16 protein-coding genes are annotated in these 18,733 nt (G+C 45.8%); 1 reads left to right on the plus strand and 15 read right to left on the minus strand.

Annotated elements, in window-relative coordinates:
• Position 1 precedes the first annotated feature (1 nt).
• The 11 genes from rplW to rpsL form a co-directional block, all read right to left on the minus strand.
• A complete protein-coding gene (gene rplW, locus AOQ32_RS05345; RefSeq protein ID WP_047975024.1) occupies positions 2 to 289 on the minus strand; it encodes a 50S ribosomal protein L23 in 288 nt (95 codons plus the stop codon).
• A complete protein-coding gene (gene rplD / locus AOQ32_RS05350) occupies positions 289 to 912 on the minus strand; it encodes a 50S ribosomal protein L4 (RefSeq protein ID WP_047975025.1) in 624 nt (207 codons plus the stop codon). Before rplD ends, rplW begins: the two co-directional genes overlap by 1 nt.
• 28 nt (positions 913 to 940) lie before the next feature.
• On the minus strand, positions 941 to 1,630 hold the full coding sequence (rplC, locus tag AOQ32_RS05355) for a 50S ribosomal protein L3 (RefSeq protein WP_047975026.1): 690 nt from the start codon (positions 1,628 to 1,630) through the stop codon (positions 941 to 943).
• A 58-nt stretch (positions 1,631 to 1,688) separates the two neighbouring features.
• Complete coding sequence (rpsJ, locus tag AOQ32_RS05360) at positions 1,689 to 1,997, minus strand: 30S ribosomal protein S10 (protein WP_047975027.1); 309 nt, start codon at positions 1,995 to 1,997, stop codon at positions 1,689 to 1,691.
• Positions 1,998 to 2,371: 374 nt separating this feature from the next.
• A complete protein-coding gene (locus AOQ32_RS05365) occupies positions 2,372 to 3,454 on the minus strand; it encodes an ABC transporter substrate-binding protein (RefSeq protein ID WP_059393924.1) in 1,083 nt (360 codons plus the stop codon).
• Positions 3,451 to 4,254: an ABC transporter permease gene (locus AOQ32_RS05370; RefSeq protein ID WP_059393925.1), complete on the minus strand. Its 804-nt coding sequence runs from the start codon at positions 4,252 to 4,254 to the stop codon at positions 3,451 to 3,453. The genes AOQ32_RS05365 and AOQ32_RS05370 overlap by 4 nt, the downstream gene beginning before the upstream one ends.
• Positions 4,251 to 5,081, minus strand: coding sequence for an ABC transporter permease (locus AOQ32_RS05375; RefSeq protein WP_059393926.1), 831 nt, complete (start codon positions 5,079 to 5,081; stop codon positions 4,251 to 4,253). Before AOQ32_RS05375 ends, AOQ32_RS05370 begins: the two co-directional genes overlap by 4 nt.
• Positions 5,081 to 6,235 carry an ABC transporter ATP-binding protein gene (locus tag AOQ32_RS05380; RefSeq protein ID WP_059393927.1) on the minus strand — a complete coding sequence of 385 codons (1,155 nt, stop codon included), beginning with the start codon at positions 6,233 to 6,235 and terminating at the stop codon, positions 5,081 to 5,083. The genes AOQ32_RS05375 and AOQ32_RS05380 overlap by 1 nt, the downstream gene beginning before the upstream one ends.
• A 133-nt stretch (positions 6,236 to 6,368) precedes the next feature.
• Positions 6,369 to 8,480, minus strand: coding sequence for an elongation factor G (gene fusA / locus AOQ32_RS05385; RefSeq protein ID WP_059393928.1), 2,112 nt, complete (start codon positions 8,478 to 8,480; stop codon positions 6,369 to 6,371).
• Between the two features lie 125 nt (positions 8,481 to 8,605).
• Positions 8,606 to 9,076 carry a 30S ribosomal protein S7 gene (rpsG, locus tag AOQ32_RS05390; RefSeq protein ID WP_047975033.1) on the minus strand — a complete coding sequence of 157 codons (471 nt, stop codon included), beginning with the start codon at positions 9,074 to 9,076 and terminating at the stop codon, positions 8,606 to 8,608.
• Positions 9,077 to 9,090: 14 nt separating this feature from the next.
• A complete protein-coding gene (gene rpsL / locus AOQ32_RS05395; RefSeq protein ID WP_047975034.1) occupies positions 9,091 to 9,504 on the minus strand; it encodes a 30S ribosomal protein S12 in 414 nt (137 codons plus the stop codon).
• A 255-nt stretch (positions 9,505 to 9,759) separates the two neighbouring features.
• On the opposite strand from rpsL, the gene AOQ32_RS05400 reads away from it, so the two are divergent.
• Entirely contained in the window at positions 9,760 to 10,224 is a 465-nt protein-coding gene (locus tag AOQ32_RS05400; protein ID WP_083994428.1) for a prepilin peptidase, read from the plus strand.
• Positions 10,225 to 10,579: 355 nt separating this feature from the next.
• Here the strand turns inward: AOQ32_RS05400 and AOQ32_RS05405 are convergent, their stop codons facing one another.
• The 4 genes from AOQ32_RS05405 to serS all read right to left on the minus strand — a co-directional run bounded on the left by AOQ32_RS05405 (position 10,580) and on the right by serS (position 18,237).
• Positions 10,580 to 13,063, minus strand: a complete 2,484-nt coding sequence (locus tag AOQ32_RS05405) for an ATP-dependent Clp protease ATP-binding subunit (protein ID WP_059393929.1) — start codon at positions 13,061 to 13,063, stop codon at positions 10,580 to 10,582.
• A 136-nt stretch (positions 13,064 to 13,199) separates the two neighbouring features.
• Positions 13,200 to 14,318: a peptide chain release factor 2 gene (gene prfB / locus AOQ32_RS05410; protein WP_059393930.1), complete on the minus strand. Its 1,119-nt coding sequence runs from the start codon at positions 14,316 to 14,318 to the stop codon at positions 13,200 to 13,202.
• A gap of 48 nt (positions 14,319 to 14,366) precedes the next feature.
• Entirely contained in the window at positions 14,367 to 16,778 is a 2,412-nt protein-coding gene (gene secA, locus AOQ32_RS05415) for a preprotein translocase subunit SecA (RefSeq protein ID WP_059393931.1), read from the minus strand.
• A gap of 148 nt (positions 16,779 to 16,926) precedes the next feature.
• Positions 16,927 to 18,237, minus strand: coding sequence for a serine--tRNA ligase (serS, locus tag AOQ32_RS05420; RefSeq protein WP_059393932.1), 1,311 nt, complete (start codon positions 18,235 to 18,237; stop codon positions 16,927 to 16,929).
• Positions 18,238 to 18,733 lie beyond the last annotated feature (496 nt).

Below are 18,733 nucleotides of genomic sequence, written 5' to 3' on the forward strand. Positions count from 1 at the left end.
ATTAACCTTCGTTAAAGATTTGAATATCTTTTGAGTCAGCCTTCAAAGTAACGATAGCCTTCTTCATCTTACGAGTGAATCCAACATAACGTCCTTGACGCTTCTTCTTACCGCGAACATTTGCGGTATTCAAACGTGCAACTTGTACATCGAAGATTTCTTCGATAGCACGCTTGATTTCTGGCTTAGTAGCCCGAACATCAACTTCAAATACGTAACGCTTCATTTCTGTTTGCGCCATTGAAGCTTCGGTAATGATTGGGCGGCGGATAATATCGCGTGCATCCATTAGGCGAGACCTCCTTGGATTTCTTCGATCGCTGCTTGAACAACCACCAGCTTATCAGCGTTAACAACGTCCAAGACGTTGATACCGTTTGTTGTCATCACTTGAACGTTTGCCAAGTTACGAGCTGACAACAAAGCGTTTTGGTTACCTTCATCAACGATTACCAAGGCCTTTGAATCAACAGCCAAGTTTGCCAAAACTTCCTTGAAGTTCTTTGTCTTAGCTTCATCAAATGCCAAAGCATCAACTACGACCAACTTGTTGTCAGCCAACTTTTGTGACAAAGCTGACTTCAAGGCTAATTGATAAGCCTTCTTGTTGATCCGGTAAGAGTAAGAACGTGGGGTTGGACCGAATACGATTCCACCACCACGCCATTGTGGCGCGCGGATAGAACCTTGACGGGCACGACCAGTTCCCTTTTGCTTCCATGGCTTACGACCACCACCAGAAACAGCGGAACGGTTCTTAACCGCATGCGTTCCCTGACGCATTGATGCGCGTTGCATCAAAACTGCGTCAGTAATCACAGCATTGTTTGGTTCAACGGCGAAAACTGCTTCGTTTAAGTCCAAGTCAGCAGCCTTTGAACCATCTTGCTTTAATACAGCAACTTTTGTCATGATTGATTGTTCTCCTTTCTATAAAGTATTAAGCTTCTTCAGCCTGAGCTTCAGCAGCTGGCTTTGCGCCGGCCATCTTCACTTCAGGGTGCTTAGCATTTGTCTTAACAGTTGACTTGATTGTCAAAAGTGACTTGTTTGCTCCAGGAACGTTTCCCTTCAACAACAACAAGTTGTTTTCAACATCAACGTGAACAATCGCAATGTTTTGCATTGTCCGCTTCTGGTTACCCATACGACCAGGCAAGAGCTTACCCTTAAATACCCGGTTGATGATGGCACCCATTGAACCTGGGCGACGGTGGTAACGAGAACCGTGACTCATAGGACCACGTGATTGACCCAAGCGCTTGATAGCACCTTGGAAACCGTGTCCCTTAGTAATACCGGTAACATCAACATATTCACCGGCTTGGAAAGTGTCAACAGCAATTGCATCCCCAACGCTGTATTCGCCTTCCGCATCACGGACTTCACGAATGTAGCGCTTAGGGGCTGTGTTGGCTTTTGCAACGTGGCCTTGTTCAGGTTTGTTTGACAAAATCTCGCGCTTGTCTTGGTAACCCAACTGCAAAGCGTTGTATCCATCAGTTGCTTGCGTCTTAACTTGCAAAACAACGTTTGGAGTAGCTTCAACAGCAGTCACGGCGATCAATTCACCAGATTCAGTAAAAACCTGAGTCATACCGACTTTACGGCCTAAGATACCTTTAGTCATGACTAATCTCCTTCATTTCATCGCTAAACTATTTTATCTAGCGGGGTGGTACTTTAAATTAGAGCTTGATTTCGATTGCAACACCAGCTGGCAATTCAAGCTTACGCAATGCGTCAACTGTCTTGTCAGTAGGGTTCACAATGTCGACCAAACGCTTGTGAGTTCGCATTTCGAACTGTTCACGAGCATCCTTGTACTTGTGGGGTGAACTAAGCACCGTGTACAATGTCCGTTCAGTAGGCAAAGGAATAGGACCGGCGATTTCTGCGCCAGTACGCTTTGCTGTTTCAACAATCTTGTCTGCTGATTGGTCCAAGATACGGTGTTCGTATGCCTTCAAGCGGATACGGATCTTCTTTTGTGCCATTTTCGTGCCTCCTCGTTGATTTTGTAAATCAGCTAACTCCGATCAAAAACCGACAACACCTTTTTGCGGTGTTTTGCGCGCCCTTGGCAACGCGGCCGCGCGTGTCGCAACCTTAATCATCATCGCTAAACGTTAATACACCAGTCTTTTTGAGGGGTTTGCATCGGCAACCCCAAAAGGCGTACTTGAATATATTAACAGAAAAACCCTTGACTAGCAAGGGTTTCTACTGATTTATTTTATTTTTTTGCCAAATTCTTTTCGTTTAGAATCAGCAATCATTTTTTACCATATTCATTAATTTTAACAAAAATCCTTGGTTCTAACCACTCATGCGGATTTCTCCCATCAAAAAATCAGTAAAACTATTCATTTTATGATGGTCGTGAAATTTTGAATTCTAGGAAAGCGTCATTATAGCGTTGTGTCCACTCTTGGTTGAAGGTTTGATAAACCTGCAACCGGTCCAAAGTGGCAGCGGATGGATAAAAGGCCGAATCAGACTTTTCATCAGCCAGTAACAGCGCATAGGCGCCCTTGTTTGCCGTTGCATAGCCAACGTATTCGGCATTTTGCTTAGCGTTCTCCGGCTTATTTAAGAAGTTAATCAAGGCATAGGCCGCATCCTTGTGCTTGGCATTCTTTGGGATTACCAAGTTATCAAACCATTCGTTCGAACCATCTTTAGGTACCAGATAGGCCAAGTCCGAGTTTTGCGACATTGCCTGAGCAGCTTCACCAGAGTAAGTCACCCCGATGCTAGCTTCTCCCTGGGCCATATAAATCTTTAACTCGTCGGCCACAATAGCTTTGACGTTTGGCATCAAAGTATCTAACTTCCCCTTAGCCGCTGCCAAATCTGCAACATTCTGATCGTTAACGGACTTACCTTGGGAAATCAGGGTCATCCCCAAAATATCACGGGCTGAATCGACTAACATAATTTGCTTCTTGAATTGTGGTGACCACAGCTTCGACCAGGTATCAATCTGATCAGCACTAACCTTCTTCTTATTATAGAGAATCCCTAGCGTCCCCCAGAAGTATGGAACGGAGTATTTGTTGTGCGGATCAAAGGTCTGATTTAAGAAGCGTGAATCAATGTTGTTCATCCCCGTAATCTTGGACTTGTCTAATGGCGCCAACAAGCCTTCCTGGGCCATCTTGTCCACCATGTAATCGGATGGGACCGTTAAATCATAGTTTGTCCCACCCTGCTTAATCTTGGTGTACATGGCCTCGTTCGAGTCAAAGGTCTGATAGTTCACCTTGTAGCCAGTCTCCTTGGTAAACTTTGTCAGCAAATCAGGATCGATATAGTCACCCCAATTATAGAAGTTTAGGACTTTTTCGCCCGTCACCTCATCCTTGCGGCTATTATCAAAGACAGCCTTCCCGGCCACCAGGCCAACAACAACCAGTAATATGGCTAAAATACTTAAGAAAACTTTTTTCATTTAACCTTCTCCCTTAGTTCCGGAGCCTTTTGGCGCTGATTTAACCGGTTAATAAAGTAGTAGGCCACGGCAATTACCAGAGAAAAGAGGAAAATCAGTGCCGACAAAGCATTAATTTCCAATGAAACCCCCTGGCGAGCTCGTGAGTAGATTTCGACAGCCAAAGTGGAAAAACCGTTTCCAGTGACAAAAAAGGTCACGGCAAAGTCATCCAATGAATAGGTCAAGGCCATAAAAAAGCCCGCCACAATCCCTGGCGTAATCGCCGGAATGGTGACCTGCCCCAAGACCTGGGTTGGCCGAGCCCCTAAGTCCTGGGCGGCCAAGACCAAGTCCGGGTTCATTTCTTGCAACCGGGGCAAGACCATCAAAACCACAATTGGAATTGAGAAAGCGACATGGGCCAACAAAACCGTGACAAAGCCAAGCGAGAACTTAAAGGTCGTAAAGAGAATTAAGAACGCCGCCCCAATGATGACATCAGGCGAAACCAGTAGAACGTTGTTCAGGGAAAGCAAAGCCCCTTTAACCGCTCGCCGGTGAACACGAAAAATTGCCAATGCACCCAGTGTTCCAATAATGGTTGCTAATAAGGAGGATAGCAAGGCCACAATTCCCGTTTCAAAAACAATATCGATTAGGCGGGTATCCTGCCACAGTTCGCCGTAGTGCTTAAAGGAGAAGCCGGCAAAGCCCTGCATCGTTGTTCCCGCATTAAAGGAATAGAAGACAAGGTACAAAATTGGCAGGTAAAGAATCAAAAACATCACAATCAAATATGGGGTTCTGATTTTTTTCATGACCGACCTCCCTTCTGCTTATCCTGTGTTAAGAGCATCGTAATCACCATCGCTACGATTAGGATGACACCAATCGTCGATCCAAAGGCCCAGTTTTGAGTCACTAAGAAATGCTCTTCGATTGCTGTTCCTAAAGTAATCACTCGGTTACCACCAATCAGACGGGTAATCATAAAGAGTGACAAACTGGGGATAAAGACCGCTTGAATGCCGGCTTTTACCCCAGGCATTGATAAGGGCCAGATTACTTTTTTCAAAGTTTGCCAAGAATTGGCCCCAAGGTCGCGACTAGCAGCCGTCAACAATGGATCGATATCATTTAAGGCATTAAAAATCGGTAAAATCATGAAGGGCAACTCCACGTAAGCCGCCACCAAAAGAAAGGACCAATCGGTAAACAGTAACTGCATGGGGTGAAAACCAACCACCGTCAAAGTCGAATTGACTAGTCCCCCCTGCCCTAACAAACCAATAAAGGCGTAGGTCTTGAGCAATAAGTTAATCCAGGTTGGCAATATGACTAACAACAGCCAAAACTGCTTATTTTTCAGCGTTGTCAAAAAATAAGCGGTTGGATAGGCAAAGACCAGTGTAATCACAGTAATCAAAAAGGCGTACCAGATTGAATTAAAGGTCATGGCCAAATAGGAACCCGAAGTGAAAAAGGCTTGGTAGTTCGCCAGTGTAAAGTGGTGGTTTTGGTCCTGTAAAGACTCAAAGAGGAGCAAAAAGAGTGGTAACACCACAAAGCCTAAGAGCCACAGGCCATAAATTCCCATATAAGCAGAGGTAAAGCCCTGCTTTTGTTTTTTAAAAGACAGTGCCATTAGCCTTGTCCTCCCGATTGTGACTGATCATCCTTAGCAGCTTGCAAAGCCGCTTCGGCCTCTTCTTCATCGTAGGATTCCAGCCGGGCATCAAAGGCAGCTTCACTTTCGTTGTAGCGCATAATGTGAATATCTTCAGGGTCAAAGGTCAGGCCAACCCGAGCACCAACGGTCGCTGGGTTGGTCGCCTGGACCTGCCAGGTATTCATGTCATCATCAACGGCCGTAATCTCGTAGTAGTCCCCACGGAAAAGTTGGTCTTGGATGGTGACCACTAATTTACCATTAGCGGGATCAGTCAAATCCAAGTCTTCTGGCCGCAAGACCACTTCCACCCGTTCGTTTGGCCGCATACCAGCATCAACGTTTTCAAAATCCTTACCGACAAAGTGAACCAGGTAATCATGTTTCATAATTCCGGGCACGATATTAGTTTCCCCAATAAAATCAGCAACAAAGTGATTAATCGGTTCATCGTAAATGTCTTCTGGGGTCCCATTTTGTTGGATTAAGCCATCATGCATGACAAAAATCCAATCCGACATCGCCAGGGCTTCTTCTTGGTCGTGTGTCACGAAAACGAAGGTAATCCCCAGGCGCTTTTGGATATTACGTAATTCCTGCTGCAATTCTTTACGCAACTTATAGTCCAAGGCCGACAGCGGCTCATCCAAGAGGAGGACCTCTGGGTCGTTAGCCAAAGCACGGGCAATGGCCACACGCTGTTGCTGCCCACCTGAAAGTTCGCTGATTTCCCGGCGTTCAAAGCCTGACAACTTGACCAAGCCCAACATTTCCTTGACCTTGTCTTGAATGTCCTTTTCGGCCATCTTCTTTAAGCGCGGACCAAAGGCCACGTTATCAAAGACATTCATATTTGGAAAGAGGGAATAATTCTGAAAAACCGTGTTGACCCGTCGTTTTTCAGCCGGCACATCATTGATGACCTGGCCCTCAAAAAAGATTTTGCCCGCATCGGCCTGTAACTGACCAGAAATCAGTTTCAAAATCGTCGACTTTCCGGAACCGGATGGGCCCAATAAGGTATAAAACTTTCCTGGTTCTAAGACCAGGTCAATTTCCTTTAATACTTCCGTATCGCCAAAAGATAAGGCGACCTTGGAAAATTCAAGAATTGGCATCTTTTCAACCATGTTACTTCTCCAATCATTATTGTCACCATCTTACAACAAATGAGACAACAGACCAAACTTTAAAATTTTATCGGAAACAAAAAACCAGGCTGCCGCAGCAACCTGGTTTTCAGACAATGAGTGAAAGAAGCAATTAAGCTTCCTTACCTTGTGCTTTGATAATTTCTTCTTGAACGTTCTTAGGAACGGCTTGATAGTGGTCGAAGACCATCTGGAAAGTACCACGTCCTTGCGTAGCTGAACGCAAAGTCGTTGCATAACCAAACATTTCTGACAAAGGCACTTGTGCCTTAACAGCCAAAACAGGTCCACGGTTTTCTTGTCCTTCAATCAAACCACGACGTGCAGAAACGTGTCCCATCACATCACCAAGGTTTTCTTCAGGAACAACGATATCAACAGCCATGATTGGTTCCAAAATAACGGCACCGGCAGTCTTTGAAGCTTCCTTCAAAGCCAATGAAGCGGCAATCTTAAAGGCAGCTTCAGAAGAATCGACATCGTGGTAAGAACCATCGTACAACTTGGCCTTCAAGTCAACCAATGGGAAGCCTGCCAAAGGACCAGCGTTCAAGGCATCCTTCAAACCTGCTTCAACTGAAGGGATGTATTCACGAGGAACAACACCACCGACGATGGCATCTTCGAATTCGAAGCCAGCACCTTCTTCGTTTGGTGAGAATTCAATCCAAACATCACCATATTGTCCCTTACCACCAGACTGACGCTTGAAGAATCCACGCGCCTTAACGTCCTTCGTGAAGGCTTCACGGTAGGCAACTTGTGGGGCACCAACAGTGGCTTCAACGTTGAATTCACGCTTCATACGGTCAACCATGATGTCCAACTGCAATTCACCCATTCCGGCGATCAAAGTATCACCAGTTTCCTGGTTAGTTGTGGCACGGAATGAAGGATCTTCTTCAGCCAACTTCTGCAAAGCAGTAGCCAACTTGTCTTGGTCGGCCTTTGTCTTTGGTTCGATGGCCAATTCGATAACTGGTTCTGGGAATTCCATTGATTCCAAAACCAATGGGTGATCAACAGCAGTCAAAGAGTCACCGGTAGTTGTGTTCTTCAAACCGATCGCAGCAGCGATATCACCTGAGAAGACTTCTTCAATTTCAGTACGTGAAGTAGCGTGCATTTGGAGCAAACGACCAACACGTTCACGAGTATCTGAAGAAGTGTTTTGTACGTATGAACCTGATTGCAAAGTACCAGTATAAACACGCATAAATGTCAAACGACCAACGAATGGATCCGTCATGATCTTGAAGGCCAAGGCAGCAAATGGCTTTGAGTCATCGGCAACCAAGTCAACTTCTTCATCAGTCTTAGGGTCAGTTGCGACATAAGGACGAACTTCTAGAGGACCTGGCAAGTAATCAACAACGGCATCCAACATCATTTGAACACCTTTATCCTTGTAGGCTGAACCAGCCAAAACAGGATAGAATTCCAAATTCAATGTGGCACGACGAATAGCAGCCTTCAATTCATCGATAGAAATTTCTTCACCTTCAAGGTACTTTTCCATCAATTCTTCGTCAACATCCGCAACGGCTTCAATCAAAGTTTCGCGCTTTGTTGAAACGATGTCTTGGTAGTCAGCTGGGATTTCGCGTGGTTCCCAAGTTGAACCCAAGTCATCAGTTGGGTAGTAAGCCTTTTGTTCAATCAAGTCAATAACGGCTTCGAAGTCATCTTCTGCACCAATTGGCCATTGAATAGCTTCAGCGTTAACTTGCAAACGTTCGTGCATTGAGTTAACTGACATTTCAAAATCAGCACCCAACTTGTCCATCTTGTTAACGAAAACAATCCGGGGAACGTTATAAGTAGTAGCTTGGTGCCAAACAGTTTCAGTCTGTGGTTCAACACCAGCAGCACCATCCAACACGGCTACGGCACCATCCAAGACACGCAAGGCACGTTCAACTTCGATTGTAAAGTCAACGTGACCTGGAGTATCGATGATGTTAACACGGAATGGGTTCTTTTCGTATTGGTCGAAGAATCCACGCCAAACAGCAGTAGTAGCGGCTGATTGGATCGTGATTCCACGTTCCTTTTCCTGTTCCATGAAGTCCATTTGTGAAGCACCATCGTGTGTTTCACCAATTTTGTGAATCTTACCTGTATAGTACAAGATTCGTTCTGTCGTCGTCGTCTTACCGGCATCGATGTGGGCCATGATACCGATATTACGAGTGTGATCAAGCGGGTATTCACGCTTTGCCATGATGATCTCCTAATTTTTTATCCTAGTTGCAACAAAAAGCGAGCAATATTTGTTCGCTTTTTTAAAAATTATGAGCCTATTAGTAGGCCCGTAAAAGCGAACCAAAGTCCACTTTTACGAAAATCCTACCAACGGTAGTGTGCGAAGGCACGGTTGGCTTCAGCCATCTTGTGTGTGTCTTCACGCTTCTTAACAGAAGCACCGTTTTCGTTGGCTGCGTCAATAATTTCCTTAGCCAAACGTTCTTCCATTGTGTGTTCGTTACGCAAACGAGCGTAATTTACCAACCAACGCAAGCCCAAAGTAGTCCGACGGTCTGGACGAACTTCGATTGGCACCTGGTAGTTAGATCCACCAACACGGCGGGCCTTAACTTCCAAAACTGGCATGATGTTTTCCATTGCTTGTTCGAAAACTTCCAATGGTTCGTTACCAGTAGTTTCCTTGATGCGGTCAAAAGCTGCATACAAGATAGTTGAAGCAGTTCCGCGTTTTCCATCAACCATCAACTTGTTGATCAAACGTGAAACTAACTTTGAATTGTAAATTGGGTCAGGCAAAACTTCCTGACGCTTCGTATAACCTTTACGTGGCATGAGTTGTCCTTTCCTTACTTCTTAGGAGCTTTCGTTCCATACTTTGAACGTGAAGTCATACGGCCGTCAACACCGGCAGTATCCAAGGCTCCACGAATAACGTGATAACGCACACCAGGCAAATCCTTAACACGACCACCACGGATCAAAACAACCGAGTGTTCTTGCAAGTTGTGACCAATACCTGGGATGTAAGCAGTAACTTCGTACAAGTTTGACAAACGTACACGAGCGTACTTACGCAAAGCTGAGTTAGGCTTCTTTGGTGTCAAAGTTCCGACACGAGTCGCAACTCCACGCTTTTGTGGGGCAACATTGTTTGTTGCCTTCTTCTTCATTGAGTTGTAGCCGAAGTTCAAGGCTGGTGACTTTGACTTAGTCGCTTGAGACTTACGTGACTTACGAACCAATTGGTTAATTGTAGGCATCCTACTATACTCCTTCATTCTTGTTTTTTCACAGTTCCAGGCGTATCATTTTTGTTCATAAACAAAAGTGCTCCTGGAAGTCCTGCTTCGACTTGCCTTTACACAGGCCTTTTGCCGGTTTTACCCGCGCAAAAGGACTAATGACTTAAAAGCACGTTGAATATAATAGCAGGTTTAGAGCTAATGTCAAGGGCTTTTTGCTAGTTTTTTAAGGGCCGATTTTAATTTTTAGGGTCGACTTTCGTCTAACTCCCTATGACTAACATTTTACTATATTTAACAAACTTAATCATCGTCTCACTGATTTTTTGCCTGGCCGACCGGTCCAGTCAAAATCTTTTTCTGTGGACAAAACGCTCATATTGTTTCAGTTGTCACCACATTCTGTTTTGGCATGACCTCATCCCCGTTTTCTCGGCTTGGTTTTTGAGGGGACGCTGTCGTTACTGCAAACACCACTTTGCCAACTGGCAATTACTGGCGATCCTTGAAGGAATTCTGCCGCTTTTCCTCACAGTTCTCTTTCACCAGAATAACCTGTGGGTTCTTGGTTCTGCATACCTTTTACTTTATTTAGCCAAGGAAGATTGGTCCACCATGACCTGCTCAGCATGGTTAGCCTGGCTGTGGGTTGCCGTCTTAATTTCATTCGGTCATTACCCCTATCGGTTGGCTTCTCACTGCTTTGATTATTTTAGTCCTATGGTTGACATACCGTGATTTTCTCGGATCAGGTGACATACCAGTCTTAGCAATCGGCTTTTTTGTTCTAACCGAGCAGGCCTTCCCCCTTTTCTTACTTTTTTCCAGTACCACTGCGCTGATTTATTTAGCGTTTCAACAAGAAAATCAGCAAAGACGCCTGCCCTTCATCCCCTTCTTGTTTGTCGGTTTCGTTTTGGCCGGACTGCTTAGCCCTCTCTTAACATAGGACTGGCAGCGATTCAGGCACTTGCTGACACAAAAACAGAGGTCAAACCCTGGGGGCTTAACCTCTGTTATCAAAAGCTCGTTTTTGCTAGCTCTATGCACGCGGGCTACCAGATTGTTACCACTCTGGTGGCCATTTGTCGTGCTATTCCTTAACGAGTTCGCCCTTTTTTTCAGGCATTTCGCATTTCTTAATCTTTAACTTAATTTGACCGTGTTGGGCACCAATCGTAACAACATCTTCCGTGGTAATTTCACCGTCTAGAAGCGCCTCTGAAAGCCGGTCCTCAACCTCGGTCTGGATAACCCGCCGAACTGGCCTTGCACCGTATTCGCGGTCATAGCCAGCGTCAGCGATGGCATCGATTGCAGCCATCGTCATCTTAACCTTAATGCCTTGCTCTGCTACTCGGCGGAGCAATGACTTGGTCATCAAGCGCACAATTTGTCGAACCTCGTCCTTGGTTAATGCATCAAAGACCAAGACCTCATCGATTCGGTTGATAAATTCTGGGCGGAAAGTTTCCTTAACCGTCTCGCGAATCTTTTTGGCCACGGCCTGGTCATCATTTTTCAAATCAGTTGAGCCAAAGCCAAGCATCTTCTCGTCTCGCAACCGAGTTGCACCCAAGTTCGAGGTCATGATAATCACGGTATTGCGGAAGTTGACCTTCCGGCCCTTCGCATCCGTCAAAAAGCCATCATCAAAGACCTGCAACATCAAATTAAAGATGTCTGGGTGGGCCTTTTCCACCTCATCCAAAAGAATAATGGAATAAGGATGGTTACGGACCTGCTCCGTTAATTGCCCACCTTGGTCATAACCAACATAACCAGGAGCTGAACCAATCAGTCGTGAGGCAGAATACTGTTCCTGATACTCGGACATATCAACCCGAATCATATTGTCTTCCGAACCAAACATGATTTCGGACAGAGCCTTGGCTAACTCGGTTTTACCAACACCAGTTGGGCCCAAAAATAGGAAAGTTCCAATTGGGCGGTTCGGATCAGACAGACCTGACCGTGAACGACGGATGGCACGGGAAATCGCTGAAATCGCCTTTTTCTGACCGATAACGCGCTTACCCAATTCCTTTTCCAAGTTCACCAAATGATCGGATTCTGATTTTTCAACCTGAGTCAACGGTACCCCGGTTTGTTGAGAAATGACTTGGGCAATATTGGCCGGCGTCACCTTCAAACCAAAGCTTTGGTCCTTTTCTTGCTTCTTTTCCTTGCGAAGCAAAGCGCGGTCAATCTTCTTCCGCAAGCTCATTTCCTTCAAGCGCAAATCAGCAGCCTTTTCAAAGTCCATTGCGGCAATGGCCTCATCCTTGGCCTTTTGAATCTTGACCAGTTCAATCCGGTCCTTGTGGAGCGGTGTTGCCCGATCAACATCGTCAATCCGCACCTTTGCTGCCGCTTCATCCATTAAATCGATGGCCTTATCAGGCAAAAACCGGCCGGTAATATACCGTGATGATAGGTTAACAGCTGCTTCAACAGCTTCTGGCTCGATATCAACCTGGTGGAAGTTCTCGAACTTCTTTTTGATCCCGTTCAAGATGGTAATTGCTTCGGCCGTTGACGGTTCATTAATCGTTACCTGGGCAAAACGGCGTTCCAAGGCGGCATCAGACTCAATGTATTGTTGGTACTCATCAAAGGTAGTCGCACCCAACATTTGCAAATCGCCACGGGCAAGAGCAGGCTTTAAGATGTTGGCCGCATCAATGGCGCCCTCAGCGCCACCGGCACCAACAAGGGTATGCAATTCATCAACAAAGAGGATCACATGCCCATCCGCCTCAATTTCTTCGATAACTTGCTTCAATCGGCTTTCAAATTCACCACGGTACTTGGTACCCGCGACCAATGACCCCATATCCAAGGCCATCAGGCGCTTTTTCTTCAAAGAATCCGGCACCAAACCGGCCACAATGCGCTGGGCCAATCCTTCGGCAATCGCAGTCTTTCCAACACCTGGTTCACCAACTAAGACAGGATTGTTCTTTGTCCGCCGAGACAAAATTTGGACAACACGCCGGACCTCAGTATCGCGACCGATGACGGGATCCAAGTTACCAGCTTTGGCAACTTCGGTCATGTCCCGAGCTAATTTATCCAAAGTGGGCGTGCCCAACTCCTTGGCTTTCTGCTGTTTGGCCTGTTTGCGTAAATCAGTTACGCCCAGGCGCCGCAAAATTGCCTTGTTCATGTCTTTCAAGTTGACGTCTAAACCAATCAAAATGCGTGATGACAAGATGCTTGAATCCTGGAGCAGTGACAGGAGTAAGTGCTCCGTTCCCACTTCAGCCTGCCCCATCAAATCCGCTTGATCAGCGGCCCACTTCAAAATCGAAGCCGCCTTGGGTGAGTATGGCAAGTAGGATTCCTGGTTGGCATCCTGGTCCATCCCATAGCCCGTAAACCGCTCGATTTCCTCTTTGATTTTGTCACTATTGACGTTAAATTCAGCCAAAACTTTAGCCGCCACGCCCGCTTGTTCCAAAGACAAGGCTAGGAGTAGGTGTTCCGTCCCAACGGCACGGTGTTGAAAATACTTTGCTTGGTCTTGTGCCAATGACAAGACGTTTTCTGCAGAACTAGTATACTTGTTTTCCATTTTCCCTCCTTATATCATAACGGGGAATGTCAAATCCGATATTGGTACATATTATAACGCAAGTTTATTTTTTCGGAAATAATTCTGAAATAAGAAAAAGAAAACCAAGGATATTCCTGGTTTTCTTTTCTGTGTTTTAATCTGGATTCTTCAGACTTAGTTGCCATTGGAGATAAGCATTAATCAATGGGTCTAAATCGCCATCCAAAACTTCTTGTGGTTGGTTACTTTCGTAATTGGTCCGGTGGTCTTTGACCATCTGATAAGGGTGCATTACATAAGAACGAATCTGAGATCCCCAGCCGTTTTCCATCTTTTCCCCGGACAAGGCCGCCCGTTCCGCTTCCTTCTTCTCCAACTCTAACTGATAGAGTTTTCCCTTCAAGAGGCGCATGGCGTAATCACGGTTACCATATTGTGTTCGTTCAACGGTTGAAGAAACAACGATTCCTGTTGGTTCGTGGGTCAAACGGACACCCGTTGAAACCTTGTTAACGTTCTGTCCTCCCGCTCCACCGGAACGGAAGACATCCATCTTAATGTCATCATCGCGAACTTCGACTTCAATACTGTCGTCCAATTCCGGCATCACATCAACGGAAACGAAAGAAGTGTGCCGACGGCCAGCAGAATCAAAAGGCGAAATTCGAACAAAGCGGTGAACACCCTTTTCAGACCGCAAAAAGCCGTAGGCATTGTGGCCAGTAATCTTCAAGGTCGCTGAATCAATCCCAGCTTCATCACCGGCATGATAATCCAAAACATCAACCTTAAAGTCATGGGCTGAAGCCCAACGAGTATACATCCGGTACAAGTTGGCTCCCCAGTCGGTTGACTCGGTTCCACCAGAACCAGGATGAATTTCCAAAATGGCATTGTTGGCATCGTATTCACCCGTCAACAATTGCTCCAGGTTATAGGCCTCAACATCTTTTTGCGTCTTTTCAACCAAGTTGGTTAATTCTTCTTGGCTGTCTTCATCATCGGGGTCTTCTTCCACCATCTCGATTAAGACCTCAATTTCATCAGCCTGTTCGGATAGGTTCAAGAAAGAATCACGCCGATTTTTCAATACATTGCTTTGTTCAATGATTCCCTGGGCCTTTTCTTGGTCATCCCAAAAGCCCGGTTCTGTCATTTGGTATTCAAAATCAGCAATTTCTTCTGTTAGCGCATCCAAATCCAACGTTTTGGCAAAACGTTCGATATCCTCTTGGATGGCTGTTAGCGCCTGTTTGGCTGCCACTGTTTCCATGGCGGGTCCTCCCACATAAGAAAAGCGAACTGAGCGTTCGCTTTTTGTTTACGCTGTTAAGTTCGTACGAATCTCGGCCTTCATAAAGGTCCGGGTAGCATCGTATTCGATATCAGCAATCATTCGATTAAAGTTTGCAAAGGCTTCGTTTTGATACTCCACCAATGGGTTTAACTGGCCGTAACCACGCAAGCCGACTCCTTGGCGCAAACGATCCAAGGCATCAATATGGTCTGTCCAGTGTTGGTCAACTGTTCGCAAGATAACAATGCGCTCGAAGGCCAACAATTGTTCTGCTTCCTGCAAGTCTTGCTTCTTTTCAGCCAGGTTATCAAGGGCCAACTGGTACAAACGGTCCTTGATTTCTTGGCGGTTCAAGTTTTGCAAACGAACAGCACCGAGGTCCTTAGATGTTAATGACGTTTCTACAAAGGCAGAAAGGGCATCCAAATCCCATTCCTTTTGATCCTTACCAGGCGTTTGGGCATCAACCACACGGTTGATTGTCCGCTTAACCATTGGCAACAAAACATCATCCAAGCTCTTCTTTTCGTCCAAAACTTGGTCACGTTCACGATAAATCAGCTCACGCTGCTCACGAACAACATCATCATACTGCAAGACGTTCTTACGAGTATCGTAGTTGTTTCCTTCAACTCGCTTTTGAGCTGATTCAACCGAACGCGTAATCCAGCGGTGAGTAATCACCGTGTCTTCATCGTCCATGTTCATTCGTTGCAGCATCGTCCGCACTCGCTCGGCACCGAAACGAATCATCAAATCATCTTGCAATGACAAGAAGAATTGTGAAGATCCGTGGTCTCCCTGACGACCAGCACGACCACGCAGCTGGTTATCAATTCGACGTGATTCGTGACGTTCCGTGGCAATCACGGCCAAGCCACCCAAATCATCGATGCCAGGGCCTAATTTGATATCAGTTCCACGACCGGCCATGTTCGTTGCCACCGTGACGGCACCACGTTGACCCGCATTGGCGATAATTTCGGCTTCTTTCTCGTTGTTCTTGGCATTCAAGACGTTATGTGGAATCTTGTGCGCCGTCAACAACTTCGCCACCAATTCAGAAGATTCAACTGAACCTGTTCCCAACAAGACGGGTTGGCCCTTCTTGTGCAATTCCGCTACCTTATTGATAACCGCATTAAACTTAGTCTTCAATGATGGGTAGAGCAAATCAGGCAAGTCCTCACGTTGGATTGGCCGGTTGGTTGGAATTTCAACGACTTCCATGTTATAGATTTCGCGTAATTCTTCTTCTTCCGTCTTGGCCGTTCCAGTCATACCAGATAACTTCTTGTACATCCGGAAGAGGTTCTGGTACGTAATTTGAGCCATTGACTTATTTTCTTCACGAACCTCGACGCCTTCTTTAGCTTCGATGGCCTGGTGCAAACCATCAGACAAACGAGTCCCTTCTGAAATACGACCCGTTGACTGATCAATCAACTTAACTTCACCTTCCTGAACAACATAATCCTTATCGTTCAAGTAGTTGAAGTTGGCACGCAAAGCCTGATCCACGTGGTGAGTCAAAGCTGTGTTTTGCGCATCGTACAAGTTATCCAAGTTAAAGAAGACTTCAGCATTCTTGATTCCTTCACTCGTGAGTGAAGTATTCTTGCTTTCTTCATCGACCTTATAGTCTTCGTCACGAGTTAAGGTCTTAACAAATCGGTCAACCTGTTGGTACAAAGGTGAAACCCCTGAACCAGGACCAGAAATGATCAATGGTGTTCGTGCCGTATCAATCAAAATTGAATCCGCTTCATCAATTAAAGCGTAGTTCAAACCACGTTGCATCACGCGGTCTTCTGCCCGAGTAACCATGTTATCACGGAGGTAGTCAAAACCAATATTAAAGTTTGTTGAATAAGTGATATCAGCGTCGTAAGCAGCCCGCTTTTCATCAGGAGCCGCATCACCAACGTTCACACCAACAGTCAGACCCAACCAGTTATAGAGTTGACCCATCTGTTCCGCATCACGCTTTGAAAGGTAATCGTTCACCGTCACAACGTGGACACCTTGGCCGGCCAATGCGTTCAAATAAACTGCCATTGTGGCCGTTAATGTCTTTCCTTCACCGGTCTTCATTTCGGCTAGGTTTCCACCATGCAAAACGATGGCACCCATGATTTGTACTCGGTATGGATAAAGGCCCAAGACACGCTTAGCACCTTCTCTTGCCACCGCGAAGGCTTCAGGCAAAAGGACGTCAAGCTCTTTTGCCGTTGCCTTTTGCTTTTCAGCTGAAGTTGTCTTGCCAGCTAAAGCTGCTTGAATTTGAATTTGAAAGTCTTGCGTCTTCTTTTGCAAGGCTTCATCAGACAGGGCAGCAACCGTATCTGCGTATGACTCTACCTGGTCAGCAACCTTTTCAATCTTTTTTAATTGACGCTTTGAATTGTCGTAAAGTTTACGGACTGGATTAACCATGCTTATATCGGTGACCGTTAAAAACGGACACACTCCCTTCATCACAAAATGTTCATTAAAATTTAAGAATACTACAGCCTAGTATAGCAAAAAAGCCGTGGAAATAACAGACTTGGCAGTCTGAAATCAGCCGACAGCTTGGTTGTTTTTAATGATGTGGTGTTGCCTGCAATGTTTCTTGGCCACCCAAATATGGACGCAAAACTTCTGGAACCGTTACTGTTCCATCTTCATTTTGGTAGTTTTCCAAGATGGCAGCCACTGTTCGACCAACGGCCAAACCGGAACCATTTAAGGTGTGAACCAATTCCAACTTACCATCTTCATTCCGGTAAGTAATGTGCATCCGGCGAGCCTGGAAGTCACGGGTATTTGATACAGAAGAAATTTCACGGTACATGCCCTGGGCTGGCAACCAAACTTCCAAGTCATGCGTCTTGGCCGCGGAGAAGCCCATGTCCCCCGTTGACAGCGTAATCACGTGATATGGCAAACCTAATTTTTGCAGAATATTTTCGGCATTGTTTGTCATCTTTTCCAATTCTTGATCGGATTGGTCAGGCGTGGCAAACTTGACCATTTCAACCTTATTAAATTGGTGCAAACGAATTAATCCGCGCGTATCACGACCCGCAGCACCGGCTTCCTTTCGGAAAGATGGTGACAAAGCCGTGATGGAGATTGGCAAGTCCTCTGCAGGAATTGTTTCTCCCGAGTAGTAGTTTGTCAAAGATACTTCGGCCGTTGGGATATAGGTTTGGTTCAACCCTTCCACCCGGTAGGCATCATCTTGGAACTTAGGATACTGGCCAGTTCCAAACATGGCTGAATCGTTCACCACGATTGGCGTAATCATTTCGGTGTAACCTTCTTCACGATGCTGGTCAAGCATGAAGTTATACAATGCTCGTTCCAAACGAGCACCATCACCAACGTAGTACAAGAACCGTGCACCAGAAACCTTGGCTCCACGTTCGAAGTCCAAAATCCCCAAGTCCTCACCGATTTCATAGTGAGGCTTCAACCAGGCTGGTGCTTCGGTCTTAACCACCGGGCGGCCTTGGTAATCAGCAGGTTCCCAGGTTCTGACTTCAACGTTTGCTTCTTCATCAGGACCAACTGGCACGTCATCCTCGGCAATGTTTGGCAAGTGTGCTGCCTGGTCCTTAACCGCTTGATCTAAGCCTTCTAACTCTTGATCGAGGTCCTTGATTTCCTTGGCAACGGCTTGCATTTCCTGAATGGCAGCTGAGGCATCTTCTTTTTGACGCTTAGCAAAGGCAATCTTATCAGATGCTTCATTCCGCTTAGCCTTGAGCTCTTCCACCTTGGCAATCACGTCTCGTCGCTTCTGGTCTGCAGCTAATAAATCAGCTAAGACGCCATCTTGCACACCACGATCTGCTAACTTTTGTGTTGCAACTTCCTGATTCTTTCGTAAGTACTTCAAATCTAACATGGGTTTCTCTCCTTTTTTGGATAATAAAAAGCGCTTTTTCATCCAACTATCTCTAGTCAAGGGACGAAAAAAGCGCAATCCGTGGTACCACCCTAGTTCTGCAAGTCATGCAGCACTCAATTGAGGCCTGATAACGGTGGTAAACCGAGCGACATTACTCGCTAACGTAAATCTGTCGGAGTTTCGATATGACCCTTTACACCAACCAGAGCCTCTCTAAGTTTATCTACTTATAACAGATATTTGCTTAGCTTTAGTATAGCTATTTTGATTGAAAAAGGCAAGATAAGGTGGCGCTCAATCACCAAATCGGCAGAAAAATCTGTACATGACTTAGTAACAGACCGAAGAAGCAATTCGTATGCGGTATGCGACTTAGCAAACAGTGTGTGCACACCCCATTGCACAAAAAAAGAAGACCTACGTCTTCTTTGTCATGGGCCATCCAGGACTCGAACCTGGGACCTCTGCGTTATCAACACAGCGCTCTAACCAA

The organism is Fructobacillus tropaeoli (assembly GCF_001047135.2).
GTDB classification, from domain to species: Bacteria; Bacillota; Bacilli; order Lactobacillales; family Lactobacillaceae; genus Fructobacillus; species Fructobacillus tropaeoli.

Bases quoted from the DNA above. Each gene is read 5' to 3' on its own strand.
- rplW (WP_047975024.1), bottom strand. From the start codon at position 289: ATGGATGCACGCGATATTATCCGCCGCCCAATCATTACCGAAGCTTCA.
- rplD (WP_047975025.1), bottom strand. From the start codon at position 912: ATGACAAAAGTTGCTGTATTAAAGCAAGATGGTTCAAAGGCTGCTGAC.
- rplC (WP_047975026.1), bottom strand. From the start codon at position 1,630: ATGACTAAAGGTATCTTAGGCCGTAAAGTCGGTATGACTCAGGTTTTT.
- rpsJ (WP_047975027.1), bottom strand. From the start codon at position 1,997: ATGGCACAAAAGAAGATCCGTATCCGCTTGAAGGCATACGAACACCGT.
- AOQ32_RS05365 (WP_059393924.1), bottom strand. From the start codon at position 3,454: ATGAAAAAAGTTTTCTTAAGTATTTTAGCCATATTACTGGTTGTTGTT.
- AOQ32_RS05370 (WP_059393925.1), bottom strand. From the start codon at position 4,254: ATGAAAAAAATCAGAACCCCATATTTGATTGTGATGTTTTTGATTCTT.
- AOQ32_RS05375 (WP_059393926.1), bottom strand. From the start codon at position 5,081: ATGGCACTGTCTTTTAAAAAACAAAAGCAGGGCTTTACCTCTGCTTAT.
- AOQ32_RS05380 (WP_059393927.1), bottom strand. From the start codon at position 6,235: ATGGTTGAAAAGATGCCAATTCTTGAATTTTCCAAGGTCGCCTTATCT.
- fusA (WP_059393928.1), bottom strand. From the start codon at position 8,480: ATGGCAAAGCGTGAATACCCGCTTGATCACACTCGTAATATCGGTATC.
- rpsG (WP_047975033.1), bottom strand. From the start codon at position 9,076: ATGCCACGTAAAGGTTATACGAAGCGTCAGGAAGTTTTGCCTGACCCA.
- rpsL (WP_047975034.1), bottom strand. From the start codon at position 9,504: ATGCCTACAATTAACCAATTGGTTCGTAAGTCACGTAAGTCTCAAGCG.
- AOQ32_RS05400 (WP_083994428.1), top strand. From the start codon at position 9,760: ATGACTAACATTTTACTATATTTAACAAACTTAATCATCGTCTCACTG.
- AOQ32_RS05405 (WP_059393929.1), bottom strand. From the start codon at position 13,063: ATGGAAAACAAGTATACTAGTTCTGCAGAAAACGTCTTGTCATTGGCA.
- prfB (WP_059393930.1), bottom strand. From the start codon at position 14,318: ATGGAAACAGTGGCAGCCAAACAGGCGCTAACAGCCATCCAAGAGGAT.
- secA (WP_059393931.1), bottom strand. From the start codon at position 16,778: ATGGTTAATCCAGTCCGTAAACTTTACGACAATTCAAAGCGTCAATTA.
- serS (WP_059393932.1), bottom strand. From the start codon at position 18,237: ATGTTAGATTTGAAGTACTTACGAAAGAATCAGGAAGTTGCAACACAA.